Source organism: Klebsiella michiganensis (assembly GCA_000963575.1).
Lineage (GTDB): Bacteria > Pseudomonadota > Gammaproteobacteria > Enterobacterales > Enterobacteriaceae > Cedecea > Cedecea michiganensis_A.
The window spans coordinates 866,794-887,160 of sequence record CP011077.1; the positions used below are offsets into that span (position 1 = coordinate 866,794).

The following is a 20,367-nucleotide window of genomic DNA, read 5'->3' on the forward strand; positions in this document are numbered from 1 at the left end:
TTCCCTCCCCTTTCCCGGGAGAGGGTTAGGATGAGGGTAAAAAACCAGCAGTGATGCTGCGGTTTAAGTCAGTGCTGAACGTAAAGCGAGGCACGGTTCCGGCTTAAATCGCCTCCGTTTTCTCTCCGACTGGCCAGGGTCTAGACGTCGGGAACGGCCGGAGGCTGAGAGCGTCGGGAACGCATCTCAGCCGACCCAGGACTGGGAGATAAAACGGAGGTCTGCCGCTTCAGCGGTCGATTTATTTGGCCGGGAGTCCGGGTTCTTAGGGGAGTGACGGTGACTCCCCTAAGACGTTCACCGGTATGGTGGCAACATATGAAGCTGTATTTGAGGTGAACGGAACACGGCATGGGCTTTCATAAACAGAAGGTCTTTATGGTGAAGAAACAGACTATCACCCCATTAAACTCACATGTGCCGCCACAATCTTCCAGCCTGACGCAAACCGGACCCAGGTCTGCATCTGGCGGCCAATCTTGTCGCTGCCTTCTCGGGTAAATTCTGTGCTCGCTACCGCCAGATCGTCACTGAAGGTGGTGATGACGGTATTTCTCAACTGGCGATCCAGCCCTTTCGGTGAGCGCCCGTTGCGGAAGTCGCGGATCTGCGCAATGCCATAAAGGTTTTCCGTGGCGCCAAAACGCACGGTGCGGGCATCCTCCCAAAACAGCTCATCCAGAACGGCGACATCGTTGGTAATAAGCGCCTGCTCATAGCGATAAAATGCCGCAGTCACTTCATTTAAAATGGCCGGGCGGTCGATATTATCTCGCATCATTTAACTTACCTTCGTCTGTAAAATACCCTGAATTTCCAGCTGTCGTGCGGCCTGCAGGCAAACGTCTTCCCGCCACGGCGCGGCAATTAGTTGCACGCCAATTGGTAAACCGCTGGCCGCGATCAGCGGGGCGCTGACAACCGGCAATCCGAGGAAAGAAATAGGCTGGGTCAGGATCCCCATACTGGCTTTGACCGGGATCTCCTGGCCATTTATGTGCATAGTTTGCTGCCCGATAAGCGTGGCGCTGCAGGGTGTGGCTGGCGCAATAAGCAGATCAAAATGGTCAAACAGCGGCAGCGTGCGATCGCGAAACCAGGCCCGGAAGCGCTGGGCCTGGGTGTACCAGGCCGATGGCGTCATAGCCCCGGCCAGCAGGCGTTCGCGCGAATTCGGTTCAAAACGTTCAGGACGGGTACGCAGGGCAGGCAGGTACTGGTTGCCCCCTTCGGCGGCGGTGAGCAAAAAGGCCGCCGAACGGGCGAGCTCGGCTTCCGGCATAGAAACCTTTTCCGAGGCCTGGAGCGCTTTGGCTACCCGGCTAACGGCCTCTTTGGCATCCTCGTCACACCAGGTCTCAAAGAAGCCATCCAGCACCGCCACGCGAAGCGGCGTATCGCTGCCCAGCGCCGTGTAAACAGGCTCAATGGCGCGGGAAGCCTGAAAAGGATCGCTGCCGTCGTAGCCTTGCAGCACATCGTAAACCGCCGCGACATCCTCTACGCTGCGAGCCAGCGGGCCGATATGGTCGAGACTGGCGACAAAAGGATGGCTGCCGCCGCGCGACAGGCGACCAAAAGTAGGCTTCAGGCCCACAAGTCCGCAAAGAGAAGACGGGACGCGAATAGAGCCGTTGGTGTCGGTGCCAAGGGTAAAATTCACCAGGCCTGCGGCGACTGCCGCCGCTGAGCCGCCGGACGATCCGCCCGCAATACGTGACAGGTCGTGCGGGTTTTTGGTGGCGCCGTAATAACTGTTTTCCGTGGTGAAGCCGTAGGCATAGGCATCCATATTCAACGCCCCGCTTAGCATCCCCCCCGCTTTTTGCAGCCGCGTAATGGCAAAGGCATCGTCGGCAGCCGCGGGTTGCCCGGCAAACAGCTCCGCGCCTGAAAGGGTTGTTATCCCTTTAATATCGAAAAGATTCTTTACCGCGTAAGGCACGCCCGCGAGCGCAGGCAGAGGGCTGCCGCTGGCAATCAGTTGGTCAACCGCGGCGGCCTCTTTCAGCAGACGATCCTGAGTGACTTCGGTAAAGGCATTAAGCTGCGGGTTTCGCTGCTCAATCTTTGCCAGCGTTTGTTGGGCCAGCTCGGCGGCCGAAAAAGCCTTGTCCCGCAGCCCCTGCTGGATCTGGCGGATAGAAAGGGCGGTCATAATGTATAGACTCCGGCGGTTTCCTGGCGATCGGGCAGCGGGAAGGCCATTAGCGGTTCAGCCATGGCCGCAATGCGTGCCAGCTGAAACTCCAGCTCTTTACGGCGTTCGTCGGTCAGCGGCACGGCAAGCAGCTGCTCCATCAGGGCAATGTAGTGCGGCCAGTCAAAAGAAGGTTGGTTCATTCGCATTTTCCTCAAAAGCCTGCGGCGCTGCCGTTGCTGCGCGGATCCCACGCACCTTCCAGCATGCCATTGGTATGTCTGACGATGGCGCCGGCGTGGCCGACGATCTCGCTGAAGGCGGAGACTGTTTCTACCTCGTGTCCCAGGGCTTCAAGCGCGGTTACGGTGTCGGGGCTGAAGCGACTTTCAAGCTTAAGGCTGTCGGAAACCTGCCCCCAGGTACGGCCCAGCAGCCAGCGCGGGGCACAGATTGCCTCCTGTAAATCGACACCCTGAAGCACATAGCGGGTAAAGATTGTCGCCTGCGTCTGCGGTTGACCGTCGCCGCCCATTGAGCCGTAAACCAGCGTCCTGCCGTCGGCGAGCCTGGCCGCGGCCGGGTTCAGGGTGTGGAAGGGTTTTTTGCCCGGTACCAGCGCCAGCAGATGCTCTGGATCGAGGCTGAAAGAAGCCCCGCGGTTTTGCCACAGCACGCCACTTTTGGGCAGCACAACCCCGCTACCGAACTCGTGATAAATACTCTGGATAAACGACACCGCCAGGCCGTTACCGTCGATAATGCCCATCCAGACCGTGTCGCCTGGGCCTTTGCCTTTTCCCCACGGGGCGGCGCTTTGGTCGTCGATTTTCGCTGCCAGCAGATCCAGCGCTTCGGGATCTAACAGGTTTTGTGTCGAGGTAGCGATCAGGCGCGGATCGGTGATGTGCGTGTCCCGTAGCGCAAAGGCTTTTTTAGTGGCCTCCACGATGCGGTGTACGGTCTGAACCTCACTGGCGTTTGCCATCGACAGACGGTCAGTGATGCCGAGGATCGCCAGCGAGACCAGCCCTTGCGTCGGCGGCGCGAGATTAAAAATCTCGCCGGCCTGGTGCTCAAGCCGCAGCGGTGTGGTGCGAGTTGCCCTGTGTGCCGCCAGGTCGGCGGCTGTGACAGGTAGCCCCAGTTCGGCCAGCTCGTCGGCAATAACTGAGGCCAGCGGGCCGCGATAGAAACTGTCCAGGCCTTCAACCGTCATTCGCGTCAGGGTCGCGGCCAGCCGGGGCTGGGTGAAACGACTCCCGGTGACGGGCACTTCGCCACGCTGCAGGAACGTGTCGGCAAAACCTGGGATATCGACCAGCTCGGCGTATTTGCTTTGCGTCGCGTTCGCCTGAGAGGCGGTGACCGGGATCCCGTCTGCCGCATAGCGAATAGCATCGGCCATCAGGCGGGAAAGCGGCATCTGCCCGCCGCCAAGCTCCGATGACACTTTCAGCGCTTCTGCCCAGCCGCTCAGCGTGCCGGGCACGGTCAATGCAGCGCGAGTGCCGCGATGGGGAATGGCGCCTTCTCCCCGGTAGAAATCCAGTGATGCCAGTGAGCCGGCAGCCCCGCTGGCGTCAATGGCAACAGGTTCGCCCTGGGGCGGAACAACCAGCCAAAATCCGTCCCCGCCGATGCCGTTCATATGCGGATAAACCACCGCGATAGTCGCGGCGGCAGCGACCATTGCTTCAATGGCATCGCCGCCGTGGCGCAGGACGGAGAGTGCGCTTTCAGAGGCCAGATGATGGGGCGTCACCGCCATGCCACCGGGGGCCATATTGCTTTGCATATTTTTCTTCTCTTGCAGGAATTCCGCTCGGGTAGGGAAATCAGAAGCAAGAGATGTTCCAGGTTGACGGGGATCGTTTCACTGTGTCAGGCTTCGATGAAACAAAAGTTACAGGAGCCAGCATGAAACAGTTAGACGAGCGTTTACGGGCGTCATGGGCGCTCTTTTCCCCGCAGGAACAGCGCGTGGCCTCGTTCATCGTTGACCATTTTGATGACTTGATCAGCTACAACAGCGCAGAGCTGGCTCGGCTTTCAGGCGTCTCCAAGGCTACCGTGAGCCGCCTGTTCAAACGCTTAGGCTACGAGCGCTACAAGGATATGCGCGAAGAGTTGCGCACCCTGCGCCAGAGCGGCATGCCGCTAACGGAAAACCGTGATGCTGTGCAGGGCAATACGCTGCTGGCCCGCCATTACAAGCAGGAAATGGCTAACCTCACTCAGCTGGTGAATCACCTGGAAGCGGGCCCGTTTGCCGAAGTGGTCAATGCGCTTGTGAACGGGAAGCGTCTATTTATCATTGGGATGCGAAACTCCTGGCCGGTGGCGATGCACTTACGCCAGCAGCTTTTGCAGGTGCGCAGCGGCGTACATCTGCTCCCGCAGCCGGGGCAGACGCTGGCGGAAGAGCTGGTGGATATCAGCCCGGAAGATTGCGTGGTCACCGTGGCGTTTCGCCGCAGGCCGCGCATTATCAAGCCGCTGCTTGCCAGCTTGCAGCAGCGCGGTATACCGCTGGTGCTGCTGAGCGAGCCCGCTTCGGCGGGACTGGCCGCCTGGTCTGGCTGGCATTTGAGCGCGCCCCTCGATAGCGTTTCGGCGTTTGACAGCTACAGCAGCGCCATGAGCCTGGTCAATTTACTGGCTAACGCAGTGCTGCATGAATCATTGACCAGTGGACGTCAGCGTATCCATAATATCGCTGAATTGTATACAGAGCTGGACGAGCTCGAACAGCGCTAATGCTCCTCATCGGTGCAACTGCACATTCCGGGTGAGCCAAAATAGTTCATCGTTTTTACCCAACCCTGTTTTTCCGCGCTGGCTTAAGCCTGCCAGCCGGAAAAAAATTTGCCTGCGGCTGGCACATTAGTTGCAAAAGAGGCTTATAAGAATCTTTTGTTTCAATCTCAGACTCAAGGAATCGCCATGTTTGATATTCAGCAGTTTTCCCAGATCAACCCGCCGCACCGTTTACTGATGGGGCCAGGCCCGATCAATGCCGATCCGCGAGTGCTGCGTGCTATGGCGAGCCAGCTTATCGGCCAGTATGACCCGGTGATGACGGGTTATATGAATGAGGTGATGGTGCTGTACCGGGAGCTTTTCCGCACGGAAAACAAGTGGACGATGCTGGTGGACGGCACTTCCCGGGCGGGGATTGAGGCCATTTTACTGTCGGCTATTCGCCCCGGCGATAAAGTTCTCGTCCCGGTGTTTGGTCGCTTTGGTCACCTGTTGTGTGAGATTGCCCGTCGCTGCCGCGCCGAAGTGCACACCCTTGAAGTGCCGTGGGGCGAAGTGTTCAGCCCGCAGCAAATCGAAGACGCCATCAAATCGGTGAAACCTCGCTTGCTGCTGACGGTGCAGGGCGACACTTCTACCACGATGCTGCAGCCGCTGGCCGAACTGGGCGAGATCTGCCGCCGCCACGGCGTCCTGTTCTACACCGATGCCACGGCGTCGTTTGGCGGGAACGAACTGCTCACCGATGCCTGGGGGCTGGATGCCGTTTCTGCCGGGTTGCAGAAGTGCCTTGGCGGGCCGTCAGGCAGCTCACCTGTCACTCTTAGCCCGCAAATGGAAGAGGCTATCCGCCGCCGTAAATGTGTGGAGGAAGGCATTCGCACCGCCGCTCATCAGGACGGCGACGAAGAGATGATCTATTCCAACTACTTCGATCTGGGCATGGTCATGGATTACTGGGGGCCGGAACGCCTGAACCACCACACCGAAGCGACGAGCATGCTGTTTGCCGCCCGGGAGTGCGCCCGCGTTATCCTGGAAGAAGGTCTGGACGCCGGTATTGCCCGGCATGAACTGCACGGCAGGGCGATGGTGGCAGGCATTCAGGGGATGGGGCTGGAAACCTTCGGTGATCTTGAAAACAAGATGAACAACGTTCTCGGCGTGACTATTCCGGCTCAGGTTCACGGCGAAGAGGTCCGTAAACTCCTGCTGGAAGACTTCCATATTGAGATAGGCACCTCCTTTGGCCCGCTGCAGGGCAAAATCTGGCGCATCGGCACCATGGGCTATAACGCCCGGAAAGACTGCGTGCTGCAAACGCTTACCGCGCTGGAAGCGGTGCTTAACCGCCTCGGGTTCAAAACCGTGCAGGGTGAAGCGATGCAGGCGGCGTGGAACGTTTACGCGCAGGGTACCCGCTGATGGCCGCGCCGCGTATGGATGTGAATTATGCGGAGGTTGCCGCCCAGCGCGTGATGGACAGAGCTGACCAACTGGCAGCCATCAGCGAAAGCGCAGGCCAACTGACCCGGGTTTACCTTTCGGTGCAGCATCTGCGGGCGAATCAACTGGTGGCCGGCTGGATGGAACAGCTCGGCATGACGACCTGGCAGGATGCGGTCGGTAATATTTGTGGGCGTTATGAGGGCAGGCAAGAAGGCGCGAAGGCTATCCTGCTGGGTTCTCATCTTGATACGGTTCGCAACGCGGGGCGCTACGATGGGATGCTCGGGGTGTTGTGCGCCCTGGAAGTTGTGGCGTATCTCTCTCAGCACAATATCCAGCTCGAACAGGCCATCGAAATTGTAGGCTTTGGCGATGAGGAGGGCACCCGTTTCGGCGTCACTCTGCTGGGGAGCCGGGGTATCACCGGCAGTTGGCCAGAGCACTGGCTGGGCTGTGAAGATGCCGGCGGCGTGAGCGTGGCGCAGGCGATGACGATTGCCGGCCTGGATCCCACCCGAATTGCCAGCGCGGAGCGGCCAAAAAGCGATTTCAGCGCCTACCTGGAACTGCATATCGAACAGGGGCCCGTGCTGGAAGAGCAGGGGCTTGCGCTGGGCGTAGTCACGGCCATTAATGGCGCCCGTCGCCTGAACTGCAGTTTTACCGGCCATGCGGGCCATGCGGGGACGGTGCCGATGGCGCTGCGTAAAGATGCGCTGGCCGCTGCCGCCGAGTGGATGACCTTTATTGAATCCGCCACGCGCCACCGCGGCCCCGACGAAGTCGCCACCGTGGGGACGTTAAGCTGTGCCCCTGGCGCGGTGAACGTCATCCCCGGCGACGTTCAGCTTACCCTGGACATCCGCAGCCCGCGTGATGAAAGTCTGGGGAGTTTACTGGGCCAGCTTCTTGCCGAAGGGGAAGCCATCGCTGCCCGTCGCGGCATGCAGTTTAGCGCAGAAGCCTACTACGCTATTCCGGCCACGCCGTGTGACGCGGGGCTGCAGGCAACGCTAACCCAGGCGGTGAACGAAGTTCAGGGCCGGAGTCTGTCGTTACCAAGCGGAGCAGGGCACGACGCGATTGCTATCGCCGAACGTTGGCCGAGCGCCATGCTGTTCGTTCGCTGCGAGAAGGGAGTCAGCCACCATCCGGCGGAATCGGTGACTGAAAGCGATGTGGCACTTGCTGTCCAGGCTTTTACTCGCGCCGTCACGCTGCTGGCGGAATAAAAAAACCGGCCTGAATAGGCCGGTTTGTGGTTATCCGCCGAAAATCAATGAATTGATTTTCCTGTTTTATTAGCGAGCCGTCTGGTCTTTTTTCTCTCGCCAGAGGTTTGTCATCAGTCTGAAACCGGCCTGAATGGGCCGGTTTTTTCGCGCTTTCACTCTCAAAGGCTGAAAGGATCGGCATCCTGCCAGGCCGGGAATTTCTCCCGGTACTCGCGCAGCGCGATCAGCGAAAGATCGGCATCCAGCCTTGCCGCCTGATGCGGTTCACAGTTGGCGAGGATCTCGCCCTGCGGGCTGATGATTCGGCTATCGCCACGGTAATGGTGGCCGTTGCCGTCGGTGCCCACGCGGTTGCAGCCTGCCACATAAGCCTGGTTCTCAATGGCACGCGCCTGCAGCAGGCTTTGCCAGTGCAGCGACCGCGGGGCAGGCCAGTTGGCAACATACAGGGCGAGGTCGTAGTCGTTGCGGTTGCGGGACCACACCGGGAAGCGCAGGTCGTAACAAACCAGTGGTAAAATACGCCAGCCCCGCCACTCAATAATCACGCGTTCTTCCCCGGCCTGGTAATGATGATGCTCATCGGCCATGCGGAACAGGTGGCGCTTATCGTAGAAGTGAACTTTGCCGTCCGGCTGAACCAGCAGGAAGCGGTTTACCGGCCCGCGTTCGGTTTGCAGGGCGGCGCTGCCGGCGATCATCGCCTGCGTTTGCTGGGCTTTGAACTGCATCCAGTCAATAACTTCCTGTTCCGGCATCGACTGCACGGCGGCTTCCATCGCAAAGCCGGTGGTGAACATTTCCGGCAGAATAATCAGGTCACGCCCGCGCACGCCCTCCAGCAGTACATCAAAGTGCCGCAGGTTCGCGGCACCATCCATCCAGACGAGCGGTTGTTGCAGAACGGAAACTTTCAGACCAGACACCATCGGCAGCCTCTTAGCAGAATATTTCTTCCACTGTAGCACGAGAAAACGCGCTTTTGTTGGCAATAAAAAACCCCGCTTTCGCGGGGTTAATGATTATGCGGCTTCAACCTTTCTGTGCTTTTCCGGCACCTTCACCGGCTGTGTTGCCAGCGCCTCCGGATCAAACTCATCCACGTTGATACTGCGCAGGCGGCTCGCTTCAGCCTTGGTCAAAATCGCTGCTTCATCAGCGGTGATCTTGCCTTCACCCAGCAGCTGTTTCGCCAGTTCATCCAGACGAGTGAACGGCAAATTGCGCTTCAGCTCTTTGCAGACGCGCTGGTGGATAGGCTCAGCGGCCATAATATCCAGCAGGGCGGCCTCCAGCAGGCCAGCAGGGTTATGCTCGCTCGGCGTCAGGTACTGACCGCGGCCAATACGGGTACGGGTTGCCGACGGCACCTGCAGGATTTTCGCCAGCTTGTGGTCCAGGGCATCGGACGGAGCATCGTAGCGACGGCCCAGCGGGAAGATAACCAGGCGCAGCGTGCCGGCCACAAAGCGGTTCGGGAAGTTGCGCAGCAGGTCATCGATCGCCTGTTCAGCCTGATACAGCGCGTCCTGCACGCCCCAGTGAACCAGCGGCAGATCCGCTTCGTTACGGCCTTCATCTTCGTAGCGCTTCAGCACCGCCGTCGCCAGATAAAGCTGGCTCAGTACATCGCCCAGGCGAGCGGAGATACGCTCCCGGCGCTTCAGGCTACCGCCCAGCACGGCCATGGAGACATCCGACAGCAGCGCCAGGTTTGCGCTCAGGCGGTTAATGTACTGGTAATAGCGTTTAGTCGCATCGCGGGTTGGCGTGCTGCTGCCCAGGCCATTGGTCAGGCCCAGCCACAGGCTGCGCATTTTGTTGCTGCCTACGTGGCCGATGTGTTTGAACAGCAGTTTATCGAAGGCATTCACGTCGTTATTCTGCGCCGCGGCCATCTCTTCCAGCACGTACGGATGGCAGCGAATTGCGCCCTGGCCGAAGATAATCATGCTGCGGGTCAGAATGTTGGCGCCTTCAACGGTGATAGCAATCGGCGCCCCCTGGTAAGCACGGGCCACGAAGTTACCGTCACCGAGCATGATGCCTTTCCCGCCGACGATATCCATCGCATCAAGAATGGCGCGCTGGCCGCGGTGGGTACAGTGGTACTTAACAATCGCAGAGAGTACGGCAGGTTTCTCACCGAGCACGATACCGTAGGTAATTAAAGAGGCAGCAGCATCCATCACGTAGGCGTTACCGGCGATACGCGCCAGCGGCTCTTCAATCCCTTCCATTTTACCGATAGAGATCTTGAACTGACGGCGGATGTGAGCGTAGGCCCCTGTAGCCATCGCCACGGTTTTCAGACCGCCGGTGGCGTTAGATGGCAGAGTGATGCCGCGACCCACGGACAGGCACTCAACCAGCATGCGCCAGCCCTGGCCGGCCATTTTCGGGCCGCCGATAATAAAGTCGATAGGCACAAAGATGTCTTTCCCACGGGTTGGGCCGTTCTGGAACGGCACGTTCAGCGGGAAGTGGCGTTTACCGATTTCCACGCCCGGCGTGTGGGTTGGGATTAGCGCACAGGTAATACCGAGGTCTTCTTCGCCGCCGAGCAGGCGGTTCGGGTCAGACAGTTTAAACGCCAGGCCCAGCACGGTGGCGATCGGGGCCAGCGTAATATAGCGTTTGTTCCAGGTCAGGCGCATACCAAGCACCTGTTCGCCCTGCCATTCGCCCATGCAAACCACGCCGCTGTCCGGGATTGCACCGGCATCGGAACCGGCTTCCGGGCTGGTCAGCGCGAAGCAAGGAATTTCCAGACCGCGCGCCAGGCGTGGCAGGTAGTGATCTTTTTGCTCTTCGGTGCCGTAGTGCTGCAGCAGTTCACCCGGGCCTAAAGAGTTAGGCACGCCGACGGTAATCGCCAGGATCCCGGAAACGCCGGACAGTTTTTGCAGGACGCGAGCCTGCGCATAGGCAGAAAACTCGAGGCCGCCGTACTCTTTCTTAATGATCATCGCGAAGAAGCGATGCTCTTTCAGGAAGGCCCACAGCTCAGGAGGCAGGTCTGCCAGCTCATGGGTTATCTGGAAGTCGTTCGCCATGCGGCAGGCTTCTTCCACCGGGCCATCAAGGAACGCCTGCTCCTCTTCGGTCAGCTTTGGCTGCGGGTAGTTATGCAGCTTCTGCCAGTCCGGCTTGCCGCGGAACAGATCGCCTTCCCACCAGGTTGTGCCGGCGTCGATGGCTTCTTTTTCGGTGCGGGACATCGGCGGCATCACTTTACGGAAGCCACGGAAGACAGGGGCGGAAATCAGTGATTTACGCAGCGGCGTCACCAGCAGCGGCACCAGAATCACCGCCAGCGGAACCAGCACCCAGAAAGACCAAATGCCAGCGAAGCCCAGCGCGGCGGTCCACGCGAGCAGAATCACGCTGCTAAGCAGCAGATTTGCCTGGTGATAGAACAACACACCCAGCAGAACAACGGTAAGGACAATGCTTAAAATCAACATAAAGAAAGCTCCCTTGCTTGTAGGAGGTCTGACCACTTGTGATGTATTGGTTGTAGTGGATGTTGCTTTCTTTAGCAATGTGTTTACAAAATAATTACAACCTTGCTCACATTGTTGTCGCACTTCCCGGGAAAACCCCGGCTTAACACGCGGGGTTACGCTTCTCGCTTTCGGCGCTATCCGGTACACTGCGGGATGTGAAATTCACTCAAACCTCAAGGACCTCCTCATGTACCAGGATCTTATTCGTAGTGAGCTAAATGAAGCGGCGGAAACGCTGACTAACTTCCTTAAGGATGAAGCCAACATTCATGCCATCCAGCGCGCAGCGGTGCTGCTGGCAGATAGTTTCAAAGCGGGCGGCAAAGTACTGTCCTGCGGAAACGGTGGCTCACACTGCGATGCTATGCACTTTGCGGAAGAGTTAACTGGCCGCTATCGTGAAAACCGCCCGGGCTACCCGGCGATCGCGATTTCTGACGTGAGCCACATCTCCTGCGTCAGCAACGATTTTGGCTACGACTATGTCTTCTCTCGCTACGTTGAAGCCGTTGGCCGCGAAGGCGACGTGCTGCTGGGGATCTCCACTTCCGGCAACTCCGGCAACGTCATCAAAGCGATTGAGGCTGCCCGCGCGAAAGGCATGAAAGTCATTACCCTGACCGGCAAAGACGGCGGCAAAATGGCCGGCACGGCGGACATCGAAATTCGCGTGCCGCATTTCGGTTATGCGGACCGTATTCAGGAAATTCACATCAAAGTGATCCACATCCTGATTCAGTTAATCGAAAAAGAAATGGTTAAAGCTTAGCCCGTAGTGCTCCCTGCTCCTCCCGGAGCAGGGGCATTCGTTGTGGGAGAGAAGAGATGTGCGAACTGCTCGGGATGAGTGCCAACGTACCGACGGATATCTGTTTTAGTTTTACCGGACTGGTGCAGCGCGGAGGCGGAACAGGCCCCCATAAAGACGGCTGGGGTATTACCTTCTACGAAGGAAAAGGCTGCCGCACGTTTAAAGATCCGCAGCCGAGCTTTAATTCGCCCATCGCCCGCCTCGTCCAGGATTACCCGATTAAATCCTGCTCGGTTGTGGCACATATTCGCCAGGCGAACCGCGGCAAAGTAGCGCTGGAAAATACCCATCCGTTCACCCGCGAACTGTGGGGCCGCAACTGGACTTATGCCCACAACGGGCAGCTAAAAGGCTATCGCACCCTGGAGACGGGGACGTTCCGCCCGATTGGCGAAACGGACAGCGAGCAGGCGTTCTGCTGGCTACTACACAAACTCACGCAGCGTTACCCGCGCACGCCGGGCAATATGGAAGCGGTGTTCCGCTATATTACTGAACTGGGTGCAGAGCTGAGAGAAAAGGGCGTGTTTAACATGCTGCTGTCGGACGGGAGCTACGTGATGGCGTTTTGCTCGACGAACCTGTTCTGGATCACCCGCAGAGCGCCGTTCGGCGTAGCCAAGCTGCTGGATCAGGATGTGGAAATTGATTTTCAGGAAGAGACCACACCGAATGATGTGGTCACGGTCATCGCGACTCAGCCGCTGACGGCCAACGAAACCTGGCACAAAATTGAGCCAGGCAAGTCGGCGTTATTTTGCCTCGGTGAGCTTATAGTTTGAAGCCAGCTGTGGCTGAACTGGCGTCATCACGGCAGGTTTGCTGATGACGTAGTTCCCGCTGACCACGGCCACGCCCGGTGGCTGATGGTTGGCCGCGAAGTAGTCATAACCAGGCTTCAGCTCTTTCCAGAAGTTGATGTAGGTGGAGTACTTGTGGCGTTCCATATTGGCATCGGTCATGCGGAACGGGAAGATACTGACCTGCACGCGCGGCTGGCCAAACACCAAAGCCCCGGTCACAAACTGGAAGATTTCGTCGATACCGGAGTCGGTCATGGCATAGCAGCCAATGGACACGCAGGCTCCGTGAATCATCAGGTACTTCCCTTCATAGCCGTGAGCACGGTCAAATTCATTCGGGAAGCCAATATTAATGGCTTTATAGAAGCGGCTGTCCGGTTTTAACTGACTGCGATCAACGCTATAAAACCCTTCCGGGCTTTTAAAATCACCCTGGCGCTGTTTTGGCCCCAGGCCGCCGGAATAGTTACAGATGCGGTAACTGTTGAGGAGCTGATACTGCTCGCCCATCTTCACCCACAGTTCCAGGGTCCGCTCTTCTTTAAAGATTTGAATATAAACCGGGGAGCCCATTAGCTGCTGTCTGCTATCTTTGCCGACAGGGGCGGCGACACCGCCGCTATTAAGCAGGCTGGCGAAAGAGAAAAACGGCATAGAGAGCATCGCAATAATCAGTGCGATCTTACGCATACTGCTTGATTCCTTGATAAACCTGAAACTAACAGCCAGGACGGCTAAAGGGACCCGAAATCAGAAAATTCTGTACAGGATTGCGCTCACATTAGCATCGTGGCTAATTTTCGCAAGCGCCAGACGCGGGCGTTTACACATTTTATTGGAATCAATTGGAGTTTTTGCAGTGCGTCACTTTATGCCCGTGGTGACGCCGTTCCCTCGGCCGTTATTCGTCGGCCAGCGGCAGTTTCCCCATCCTGAAAATTAGCTGTATACTTATCCAGTGATATTTTTCTGGTTGAGTGGATATGCGTAAAATCATTCATGTCGATATGGACTGCTTTTTTGCCGCCGTTGAGATGCGTGATAATCCGGCCCTGCGCGATATCCCGCTCGCCATTGGCGGCAGCGCCCAGCGGCGCGGCGTGATCAGCACGGCGAACTATCCAGCCAGAAAATACGGCGTGCGCAGCGCGATGTCGACCGCAATGGCGTTGAAACTGTGTCCGCACCTTACTCTGCTACCGGGGCGGTTTGAGGCCTATAAAGAAGCCTCCAGCCATATTCGAGAAATCTTCGCCCGCTATACCCCGCTCATCGAACCTTTGTCGCTGGATGAAGCCTATCTGGACGTGACCCACAGTGAGCACTGCCAGGGCTCGGCCACGTTGATGGCCCGAGAAATTCGCCAGGCCATCGCCGACGAACTGAACCTGACCGCCTCAGCCGGTATTGCGCCGATTAAATTTCTGGCCAAGATTGCCTCCGATCTCAATAAACCCAACGGCCAGTATGTTATTACGCCCGAACAGGTACCGGACTTTTTAGCGACGCTGCCGCTCGGGAAAATTCCCGGCGTGGGCAAAGTGACGGCAGCGAAACTCGAAACCCTCGGCCTGCGAACCTGTGCCGACGTACAAAATGCCGACCTGGCGATGCTGTTAAAGCGCTTCGGGAAATTTGGCCGGGTGCTTTGGGAGCGCAGCCAGGGCATAGATGAGCGGGAGATCAGTAACGATCGTCAGAGAAAGTCGGTGGGGGTAGAGCGGACGCTGGCCGAAGACATACATGAATGGCACGAATGCGAAGAGATTATTGAACGTCTGTATCCTGAACTTGAGCGGCGGTTGGCCAAAGAGCGGGCCGATCTGCGCATCGCCCGGCAGGGCATCAAGCTCAAGTTTAACGACTTCCAGCTGACGACCCAGGAACATGTCTGGCCGAAGCTGAATAAAGAAGACCTGATTGCCACCGCCCGGAAAACCTGGCTGGAGCGGAGGGGAGGGCGCGGCGTCCGGCTGGTGGGGCTGCATGTGACCCTGCTCGACCCACAGCTGGAGAGGCAGTTACTGCTGGGGTTGTGAACAAGACCCTCATCCCGGCCTTCTCTCTGGAAGGGAGAAGGAGAAAAACACGTTATTGCTGAAAGTAAGGCAGACAAAGAAGATCCTCTCGCCATGTGAGAGAAAGCGTCAGGGAGAAAGAAGAAAGTAAGGCAGACAAAGAAGATCCCCTCTCCCTTTTAGGGAGAGGGTTAGGGTGAGGGTAAAACTTACTTCGCCGGAATCGCCTTCAGCAGCTCGGTCAGCAGCGTCCAGTACTGGCCAACGCTCTCAATATGTACCTGCTCGTCCGGGGAGTGCGGGCCGGTAATGGTTGGCCCGATGGAAACCATGTCCATCTCCGGGTATGGCTTTTTGAACAGACCGCATTCCAGACCGGCGTGGATAACCATGATGTTTGGCGTCTGGTTGAACAGCTTCTGGTAAGTCTCACGCACCAGGCCCATCACCGGAGAGTTAGCGTCCGGCTGCCAGCCAGGATAGCTGCCTTTGGCCACGGTTTTTGCCCCGGCCAGTTCACCCAGGGACTCCAGCACGCTAACCACGTAGTCTTTACCGGAATCGATCAGGGAACGAATCAGGCAGATAATTTCTGCGCTGTCGTCGCCCATGGTCACAACGCCCGCGTTCAGGGAAGTCTCAACCACGCCTTTCACTGCGTCGGAATTACGGATCACGCCGTTTGGCGTCGCGTTCAGCAGGTGCAGGAAGGTATCGCGAGTTTTGGCGGTCAGCGCCTGTTTATCAGAAGCCGTGGCCTCAACCAGAACGGTAAGGTTCTTCTCTACTGCAGACAGCTCGTTTTTCAGGACGGCCAGGTAGTCGTTGGCCGCAGACTTCAGCTCGGCTGCTTTCGCCGCAGGCACGGCCAGCGTGGCGAAGGCTTCACGCGGAATCGCGTTCCGCAGAGTACCGCCGTTCAGATCGAGCAGGCGTGCATCCAGTTCCGCTGCATGAGCCAGCAGGAAGCGAGCCAGCAGCTTGTTGGCGTTCCCCAGGCCCAGATGAATATCTGCGCCAGAGTGGCCGCCTTTCAGCCCTTTGATGGTCAGCTTGAAGGTGTCAAACCCAGCAGGAACGGCTTCACGCTGCAGCGGCAGCGTGGTGATGAAGTCGATCCCGCCCGCGCAGCCCATGTAGATCTCACCTTCGGTTTCGGAGTCGGTGTTGATCAGGATATCTGCCTGCATCCAGCCCGCCTGCAGGCCAAATGCGCCGTCCATCCCGGCTTCTTCGGTCATGGTCAGCAGCACTTCCAGCGGGCCGTGCGCCACGCTGTCGTCAGCCAGCACCGCCAGCGCGGATGCCATACCGATGCCGTTGTCTGCGCCCAGAGTGGTGCCGCGCGCTTTTACCCACTCGCCGTCGATGTACGGCTGAATAGGATCTTTAGTGAAGTCGTGAACGGTGTCGTTGTTTTTCTGCGGCACCATGTCGAGGTGCGCCTGGAGCGCCACAGGTTTGCGGTTTTCCATGCCCGGGGTAGCAGGCTTGCGAATCAGGATATTTCCCACCTGGTCACGTTCGACGTGCAGGCCTTTTTCTTTTGCCCAGGACAGGATGTGTTCCGCCAGCGCTTCTTCATGATAGGACGGATGCGGAATAGAACAGATTTTGGCAAAAATATCCCACAGCGGCTGTGGCGATAATTGAGACAATTCAGACACGTTGAGTCTCCCTGGAGTCGTTTTTTTGGCTGACCGGTTATGTTTTTGGCCGGGTTCAGATACACCACAAGCACGGCTTGCGCGATGTCCTGAGAATACCACTTTCTTTTGTTGCGTGAAGGCTGAATACGAGCAAAATCCGCTGCCAATGGCCCGTGGCACTGGTTTTTAGTGCGTCAGATCTCTATAATCTCGCGCAACCAAAACTCCTTCGAATACTTTTTAAGCCGTTATTTACAGGCCGGGACACTTCACATGAGCGAAAAATACGTCGTCACCTGGGACATGTTGCAGATTCACGCCCGCAAACTGGCTCAGCGTCTGCTGCCAGCCGAACAGTGGAAAGGCATTATTGCCGTTAGCCGTGGTGGCCTGGTGCCGGGCGCGCTGCTGGCTCGTGAACTGGGTATTCGCCATGTTGATACCGTTTGCATCTCCAGCTACGACCACGACAACCAGCGTGAGCTGACCGTGCTGAAGCGTGCGGAAGGCGACGGCGAAGGCTTCATCGTGATCGATGATCTGGTAGACACCGGTGGCACCGCGGTGGCGATTCGCGAAATGTATCCGAAAGCTCACTTCGTCACTATCTTCGCCAAACCAGCCGGTCAGCCGCTGGTGGACGACTACGTGATTGATATCCCGCAGGACACCTGGATTGAGCAGCCGTGGGACATGGGCGTGGTGTTTGTGCCGCCGTTGGCTGGCCGTTAATCCCCCAGAATTTGCATTGAGTTACGCCCGGCATAGCCGGGCGTAATCGTTTTGACACAGAGGAAAAAAACGTGGTTTTTTCCTCTGTGTGATTATCAGTTGAAAATCAAAAAATTGATTTTCCTTGTTTATTGTTTTGCATCCTCCGCAGCATCTTCACTTATTTGAGCTTTGTCATTTATTTGGCGCCCGACATCGCCGGGCGTTTGTGTTATTTCGGCCGTATCAGGCTACAATAGCGACGTTTCTCGTATTCATGGAGGCAGTGAAACGATGTCGCAGGCCAACCTCAGCGAAACTCTCTTTAAGCCCAGATTCAAACACCCGGAAACGTCCACGCTTGTCCGTCGCGCGCGGCATACCGCTACGCCTGCGATTCAGTCCGCGTTGGATGGCAAAAACGTGCCCCACTGGTACCGCATGATCAACCGCCTGATGTGGATCTGGCGAGGAGTCGATCCGCGTGAAATCCTCGAAGTACAGGCCCGGATTGCCTGCACCGAGGCTGAACGTACCAATGACGATCTGTTTGATACCGTGATGGGCTACCGCGGGGGGAACTGGATCTACGAATGGTCGAAGCAGGCGATGCTCTGGCAGCAGCGTGCCGGCCAGGAAACGGACGAAGAGAAAATCGGCAAATGCTGGCTGCAGGCGGCGAACCTCTACAGCATTGCGGCTTACCCGCACCTGAAGGGGGATGCGCTGGCGGAGCAGGCTCAGGTGCTGGCTAACCGGGCTTACGAAGAGGCGGCTCCCCGGCTCTCGGGCGGGCTACGCGAGCTTGAATTCCCGATGACCGGCGGCGGTACCATCAGCGGCTTCCTGCATATGCCTAAAGGGGCAGAAGGGCCATTCCCGACCGTGCTGATGTGCGGCGGCCTGGATGCCTTACAGAGCGATTATTACAGCCTGTTTGAGAAATATTTTGCCCCGCAGGGCATCGCGATGCTGACTATCGACATGCCGTCAGTGGGCTTCTCCTCTAAGTGGAAACTGACTCAGGATTCCAGCGTGCTACACCAGCACGTACTCAAAGCGTTGCCCAACATTCCGTGGGTTGACCACACGCGTGTCGCAGCATTTGGCTTCCGCTTTGGCGCCAACGTTGCCGTGCGCCTGGCCTACCTCGAAGCGCCACGCCTGAAAGCTGTGGCCTGCCTTGGGCCGGTAGTTCACGCCCTGCTGAGTGACCCGCAGCGCCAGGCCAACGTGCCGGAGATGTACATTGATGTGCTGGCCAGCCGCCTGGGAATGACCAGCATCTCCGATAGCGCGCTCAGCGTGGAGCTGAACCGCTACTCCCTGAAAACGCAGGGCCTGCTGGGCCGCCGCTGCCCAACGCCAATGCTGTCTGGCTTTTGGGAGAACGATCCGTTCAGCCCGGAAGAAGAATCTCGTTTAATCACTTCGTCATCTGCCGACGGCAAATTACTCCAGATCCCGTTCAAGCCGGTGTATCAAAACTTTGACAAAGCGCTGCAGGAAATTACCGGTTGGGTGAAGCAAAGATTACGTTAAATATTTGCTAAATTTCGACGGTTTGCTAAAACAGTTTCTTCACAACAGGAGATTGTAATGACGTTACCGAGTGGACACCCGAAAAGTAGACTGATCAGAAAGTTCGCCTCGCTTGGCCCGTACATCCGGGAAGAGCAGTGTGAAGACAACCGTTTCTTCTTCGATTGCCTGGCGGTGTGCGTTAACGTAAAGCCCGCGCCGGAGAAACGCGAGTTTTGGGGATGGTGGATGGTGCTGGAAGCCCAGGAAAAGCAATTTACCTACACCTGGCAGTTCGGCCTGTTTGATAAAGACGGCAAATGGACGGCAACCCCGGCAAAAGATAAAGAAGTGGACGAAAAACTGGAGCAGACGCTGCGCGGTTTCCACGGACGCCTGAAAGATTTACTCGCCAGCCTGGAGCTTGGGCTGGTGCCTGCCGAGAACTTTGCGGAAAAACCGCTTAAACTCTCCGCCTGAAAATAAAAAATCCCCGTCAACCTGACGGGGATTTTTTTATCCGCAGTATCGCGAATTAGAACTGGTACACCATACCTACCGCAACAACGTCGTCGTTGTTCAGCTTCAGCTTGTTGTTGTCGCTCAGCTGGTTGATTTTGTAATCAACGAACGCTGACATGTTTTTGTTGAAGTAATAGGTGGCGGCCACGTCGATGTATTTCACCAGATCCGCATCACCAATGCCTTCGATGTCTTTCGCTTTGGACTGCACATAGCCCAGGGATGGACGCAGACCGAAGTCGAACTGGTACTGAGCGATGGCTTCGAACGCCTGGTTTTTGTTAGCAAAACCAGACACGCTGCTGCTGGTGCCCGCCAGGGAACCCGGGACGCTGATTGGGTTCATGTTACGGGTTTCAGCGTAGATAGTTGCCAGGTAAACGTTGTTTTTGTCGTACTTGATGCCGGTGGTCCAGGCTTCAGCTTTATCGCCTTTGCCGTAAGCGGACGCTTTCTGCGCATTAGTACGGTTAGAGTTGGCGTATGCTGCGCCCACGCTCAGGCCGGTGTCAGCGATGTCGTAAGACAGGCTGGTACCGAAGCCGTCGCCGTTCTGACGAGAAGTATCGGTGCGGGTGTTCGCGCTGTCAGCCCCGTTTTTGCCCTGGTATTGCAGAGCCAGCTTCAGGCCATCAACCAGACCGAAGAAGTTGTTGTTGCGGTAAGTCGCCACGCCGGTCGCACGGCCGGTCATAAAGGTGTCGGTTCTGACGAAAGAGTCATCGCCGAACTCTGGCATCATATTGGTGTAAGAGGCGATGTTGTACAGCACGCCGTAGTTACGACCGTAGTCGAATGAGCCGTAGTCACCGGCTTTCAGGCCCGCAAACGCCAGGCGAGTTTTGGTGCCGGTAGAGTCGTTTTCTGCTTTGTTACCCGCAATCTGGTATTCCCACTGGCCGTAACCGGTCAGCTGGCTGTTAATCTGAGTTTCACCTTTAAAGCCCAGGCGAGCGTAAGTCTGGTCGCCATCGGAACCGGTGTTATCGCTGAAGTAATGTTCAGCTTTTACGCGGCCATAGATGTCAACCTTGTTGCCGTTTTTGTTATAAACTTCGGCTGCCTGAGAAGCAGAAGCAGCCACGATGCCCATTACCACTAATGCCAGTGTGCTCTTTTTCATTTGTTATCCCAAGAATGATGAAAGCTTGCAAAATTGATCCAGGAGTCGGGCTCCTGCTAAAAACAGGAAGGGTTTTATCGTTCTCAGATTAAAGATTTATGACAATTTAGGAG

18 protein-coding genes are annotated in these 20,367 nt (G+C 57.2%); 9 read left to right on the plus strand and 9 right to left on the minus strand.

Going from position 1 to position 20,367, the window contains the following annotated elements; genetic code table 11:
• Positions 1-397: 397 nt before the first annotated feature.
• Genes VW41_04085 through VW41_04100 form a run of 4 tightly spaced genes read right to left on the minus strand, consistent with a single transcriptional unit; the run spans position 398 to position 3,938 of the window.
• Positions 398-781 carry a hypothetical protein gene (locus VW41_04085; protein ID AJZ88283.1) on the minus strand — a complete coding sequence of 128 codons (384 nt, stop codon included), beginning with the start codon at positions 779-781 and terminating at the stop codon, positions 398-400.
• Positions 782-2,158 carry an amidase gene (locus VW41_04090; GenBank protein ID AJZ88284.1) on the minus strand — a complete coding sequence of 459 codons (1,377 nt, stop codon included), beginning with the start codon at positions 2,156-2,158 and terminating at the stop codon, positions 782-784.
• Positions 2,155-2,343 (minus strand): hypothetical protein, encoded by a 189-nt coding sequence (locus VW41_04095; protein AJZ88285.1) that lies wholly within the window; start codon positions 2,341-2,343, stop codon positions 2,155-2,157. Before VW41_04095 ends, VW41_04090 begins: the two co-directional genes overlap by 4 nt.
• Before the next feature lie 11 nt (positions 2,344-2,354).
• On the minus strand, positions 2,355-3,938 hold the full coding sequence (locus tag VW41_04100) for a gamma-glutamyltransferase (protein AJZ88286.1): 1,584 nt from the start codon (positions 3,936-3,938) through the stop codon (positions 2,355-2,357).
• A gap of 122 nt (positions 3,939-4,060) precedes the next feature.
• Here VW41_04100 and VW41_04105 point away from each other — a divergent pair, with 122 nt between their 5' ends.
• The 3 genes from VW41_04105 to VW41_04115 all read left to right on the plus strand — a co-directional run bounded on the left by VW41_04105 (position 4,061) and on the right by VW41_04115 (position 7,584).
• Positions 4,061-4,900: an RpiR family transcriptional regulator gene (locus VW41_04105; protein AJZ91847.1), complete on the plus strand. Its 840-nt coding sequence runs from the start codon at positions 4,061-4,063 to the stop codon at positions 4,898-4,900.
• 186 nt (positions 4,901-5,086) lie between these two features.
• Positions 5,087-6,328: an aminotransferase V gene (locus VW41_04110; protein AJZ88287.1), complete on the plus strand. Its 1,242-nt coding sequence runs from the start codon at positions 5,087-5,089 to the stop codon at positions 6,326-6,328.
• Entirely contained in the window at positions 6,328-7,584 is a 1,257-nt protein-coding gene (locus VW41_04115) for an allantoate amidohydrolase (protein ID AJZ88288.1), read from the plus strand. The genes VW41_04110 and VW41_04115 overlap by 1 nt, the downstream gene beginning before the upstream one ends.
• 161 nt (positions 7,585-7,745) lie before the next feature.
• Here VW41_04115 and VW41_04120 read toward each other — a convergent pair whose 3' ends face one another.
• Entirely contained in the window at positions 7,746-8,513 is a 768-nt protein-coding gene (locus VW41_04120; GenBank protein AJZ91848.1) for a carbon-nitrogen hydrolase, read from the minus strand.
• 96 nt (positions 8,514-8,609) lie between these two features.
• Positions 8,610-11,054 carry an acyl-CoA dehydrogenase gene (fadE, locus tag VW41_04125; GenBank protein AJZ88289.1) on the minus strand — a complete coding sequence of 815 codons (2,445 nt, stop codon included), beginning with the start codon at positions 11,052-11,054 and terminating at the stop codon, positions 8,610-8,612.
• A gap of 229 nt (positions 11,055-11,283) precedes the next feature.
• Between fadE and gmhA the strand changes: the two genes are divergently transcribed.
• Together gmhA and VW41_04135 are read left to right on the plus strand one after the other, a co-directional pair.
• Entirely contained in the window at positions 11,284-11,865 is a 582-nt protein-coding gene (gene gmhA / locus VW41_04130) for a phosphoheptose isomerase (protein ID AJZ88290.1), read from the plus strand.
• A gap of 56 nt (positions 11,866-11,921) precedes the next feature.
• Positions 11,922-12,689, plus strand: a complete 768-nt coding sequence (locus VW41_04135) for a glutamine amidotransferase (GenBank protein ID AJZ88291.1) — start codon at positions 11,922-11,924, stop codon at positions 12,687-12,689.
• Here the strand turns inward: VW41_04135 and VW41_04140 are convergent.
• The gene (locus VW41_04140) at positions 12,660-13,400 is read right to left on the minus strand and encodes a transpeptidase (protein ID AJZ88292.1); all 741 of its coding nucleotides are present in this window, start codon (positions 13,398-13,400) and stop codon (positions 12,660-12,662) included. The two genes, VW41_04135 and VW41_04140, sit on opposite strands and share 30 nt — an antisense overlap.
• Before the next feature lie 293 nt (positions 13,401-13,693).
• Here VW41_04140 and VW41_04145 point away from each other — a divergent pair, with 293 nt between their 5' ends.
• Positions 13,694-14,749: a DNA polymerase IV gene (locus VW41_04145; protein ID AJZ88293.1), complete on the plus strand. Its 1,056-nt coding sequence runs from the start codon at positions 13,694-13,696 to the stop codon at positions 14,747-14,749.
• Positions 14,750-14,937: 188 nt separating this feature from the next.
• Here the strand turns inward: VW41_04145 and VW41_04150 are convergent, their stop codons facing one another.
• A complete protein-coding gene (locus tag VW41_04150; GenBank protein ID AJZ88294.1) occupies positions 14,938-16,395 on the minus strand; it encodes an aminoacyl-histidine dipeptidase in 1,458 nt (485 codons plus the stop codon).
• Positions 16,396-16,650: 255 nt separating this feature from the next.
• On the opposite strand from VW41_04150, the gene VW41_04155 reads away from it, so the two are divergent.
• The 3 genes from VW41_04155 to VW41_04165 all read left to right on the plus strand — a co-directional run bounded on the left by VW41_04155 (position 16,651) and on the right by VW41_04165 (position 19,089).
• Positions 16,651-17,109 (plus strand): xanthine-guanine phosphoribosyltransferase, encoded by a 459-nt coding sequence (locus tag VW41_04155; protein AJZ88295.1) that lies wholly within the window; start codon positions 16,651-16,653, stop codon positions 17,107-17,109.
• Positions 17,110-17,382: 273 nt separating this feature from the next.
• Positions 17,383-18,630, plus strand: a complete 1,248-nt coding sequence (gene frsA / locus VW41_04160) for a fermentation/respiration switch protein (GenBank protein AJZ88296.1) — start codon at positions 17,383-17,385, stop codon at positions 18,628-18,630.
• A 57-nt stretch (positions 18,631-18,687) separates the two neighbouring features.
• Positions 18,688-19,089 (plus strand): hypothetical protein, encoded by a 402-nt coding sequence (locus VW41_04165; GenBank protein ID AJZ88297.1) that lies wholly within the window; start codon positions 18,688-18,690, stop codon positions 19,087-19,089.
• Between the two features lie 55 nt (positions 19,090-19,144).
• Here the strand turns inward: VW41_04165 and VW41_04170 are convergent, their stop codons facing one another.
• Positions 19,145-20,254, minus strand: coding sequence for a membrane protein (locus tag VW41_04170; GenBank protein ID AJZ88298.1), 1,110 nt, complete (start codon positions 20,252-20,254; stop codon positions 19,145-19,147).
• Positions 20,255-20,367: the final 113 nt, after the last annotated feature.

What these genes read in the sequence shown, in the direction of transcription:
- VW41_04115 (AJZ88288.1), top strand. Translation starts at nt 6,328, where the DNA reads ATGGCCGCGCCGCGTATGGATGTGAATTATGCGGAGGTTGCCGCCCAG.
- frsA (AJZ88296.1), top strand. Translation starts at nt 17,383, where the DNA reads ATGTCGCAGGCCAACCTCAGCGAAACTCTCTTTAAGCCCAGATTCAAA.
- VW41_04140 (AJZ88292.1), bottom strand. Translation starts at nt 13,400, where the DNA reads ATGCGTAAGATCGCACTGATTATTGCGATGCTCTCTATGCCGTTTTTC.
- VW41_04145 (AJZ88293.1), top strand. Translation starts at nt 13,694, where the DNA reads ATGCGTAAAATCATTCATGTCGATATGGACTGCTTTTTTGCCGCCGTT.
- VW41_04100 (AJZ88286.1), bottom strand. Translation starts at nt 3,938, where the DNA reads ATGCAAAGCAATATGGCCCCCGGTGGCATGGCGGTGACGCCCCATCAT.
- VW41_04085 (AJZ88283.1), bottom strand. Translation starts at nt 781, where the DNA reads ATGATGCGAGATAATATCGACCGCCCGGCCATTTTAAATGAAGTGACT.
- VW41_04165 (AJZ88297.1), top strand. Translation starts at nt 18,688, where the DNA reads ATGACGTTACCGAGTGGACACCCGAAAAGTAGACTGATCAGAAAGTTC.
- fadE (AJZ88289.1), bottom strand. Translation starts at nt 11,054, where the DNA reads ATGTTGATTTTAAGCATTGTCCTTACCGTTGTTCTGCTGGGTGTGTTG.
- VW41_04110 (AJZ88287.1), top strand. Translation starts at nt 5,087, where the DNA reads ATGTTTGATATTCAGCAGTTTTCCCAGATCAACCCGCCGCACCGTTTA.
- gmhA (AJZ88290.1), top strand. Translation starts at nt 11,284, where the DNA reads ATGTACCAGGATCTTATTCGTAGTGAGCTAAATGAAGCGGCGGAAACG.
- VW41_04135 (AJZ88291.1), top strand. Translation starts at nt 11,922, where the DNA reads ATGTGCGAACTGCTCGGGATGAGTGCCAACGTACCGACGGATATCTGT.
- VW41_04095 (AJZ88285.1), bottom strand. Translation starts at nt 2,343, where the DNA reads ATGAACCAACCTTCTTTTGACTGGCCGCACTACATTGCCCTGATGGAG.
- VW41_04090 (AJZ88284.1), bottom strand. Translation starts at nt 2,158, where the DNA reads ATGACCGCCCTTTCTATCCGCCAGATCCAGCAGGGGCTGCGGGACAAG.
- VW41_04105 (AJZ91847.1), top strand. Translation starts at nt 4,061, where the DNA reads ATGAAACAGTTAGACGAGCGTTTACGGGCGTCATGGGCGCTCTTTTCC.
- VW41_04170 (AJZ88298.1), bottom strand. Translation starts at nt 20,254, where the DNA reads ATGAAAAAGAGCACACTGGCATTAGTGGTAATGGGCATCGTGGCTGCT.
- VW41_04155 (AJZ88295.1), top strand. Translation starts at nt 16,651, where the DNA reads ATGAGCGAAAAATACGTCGTCACCTGGGACATGTTGCAGATTCACGCC.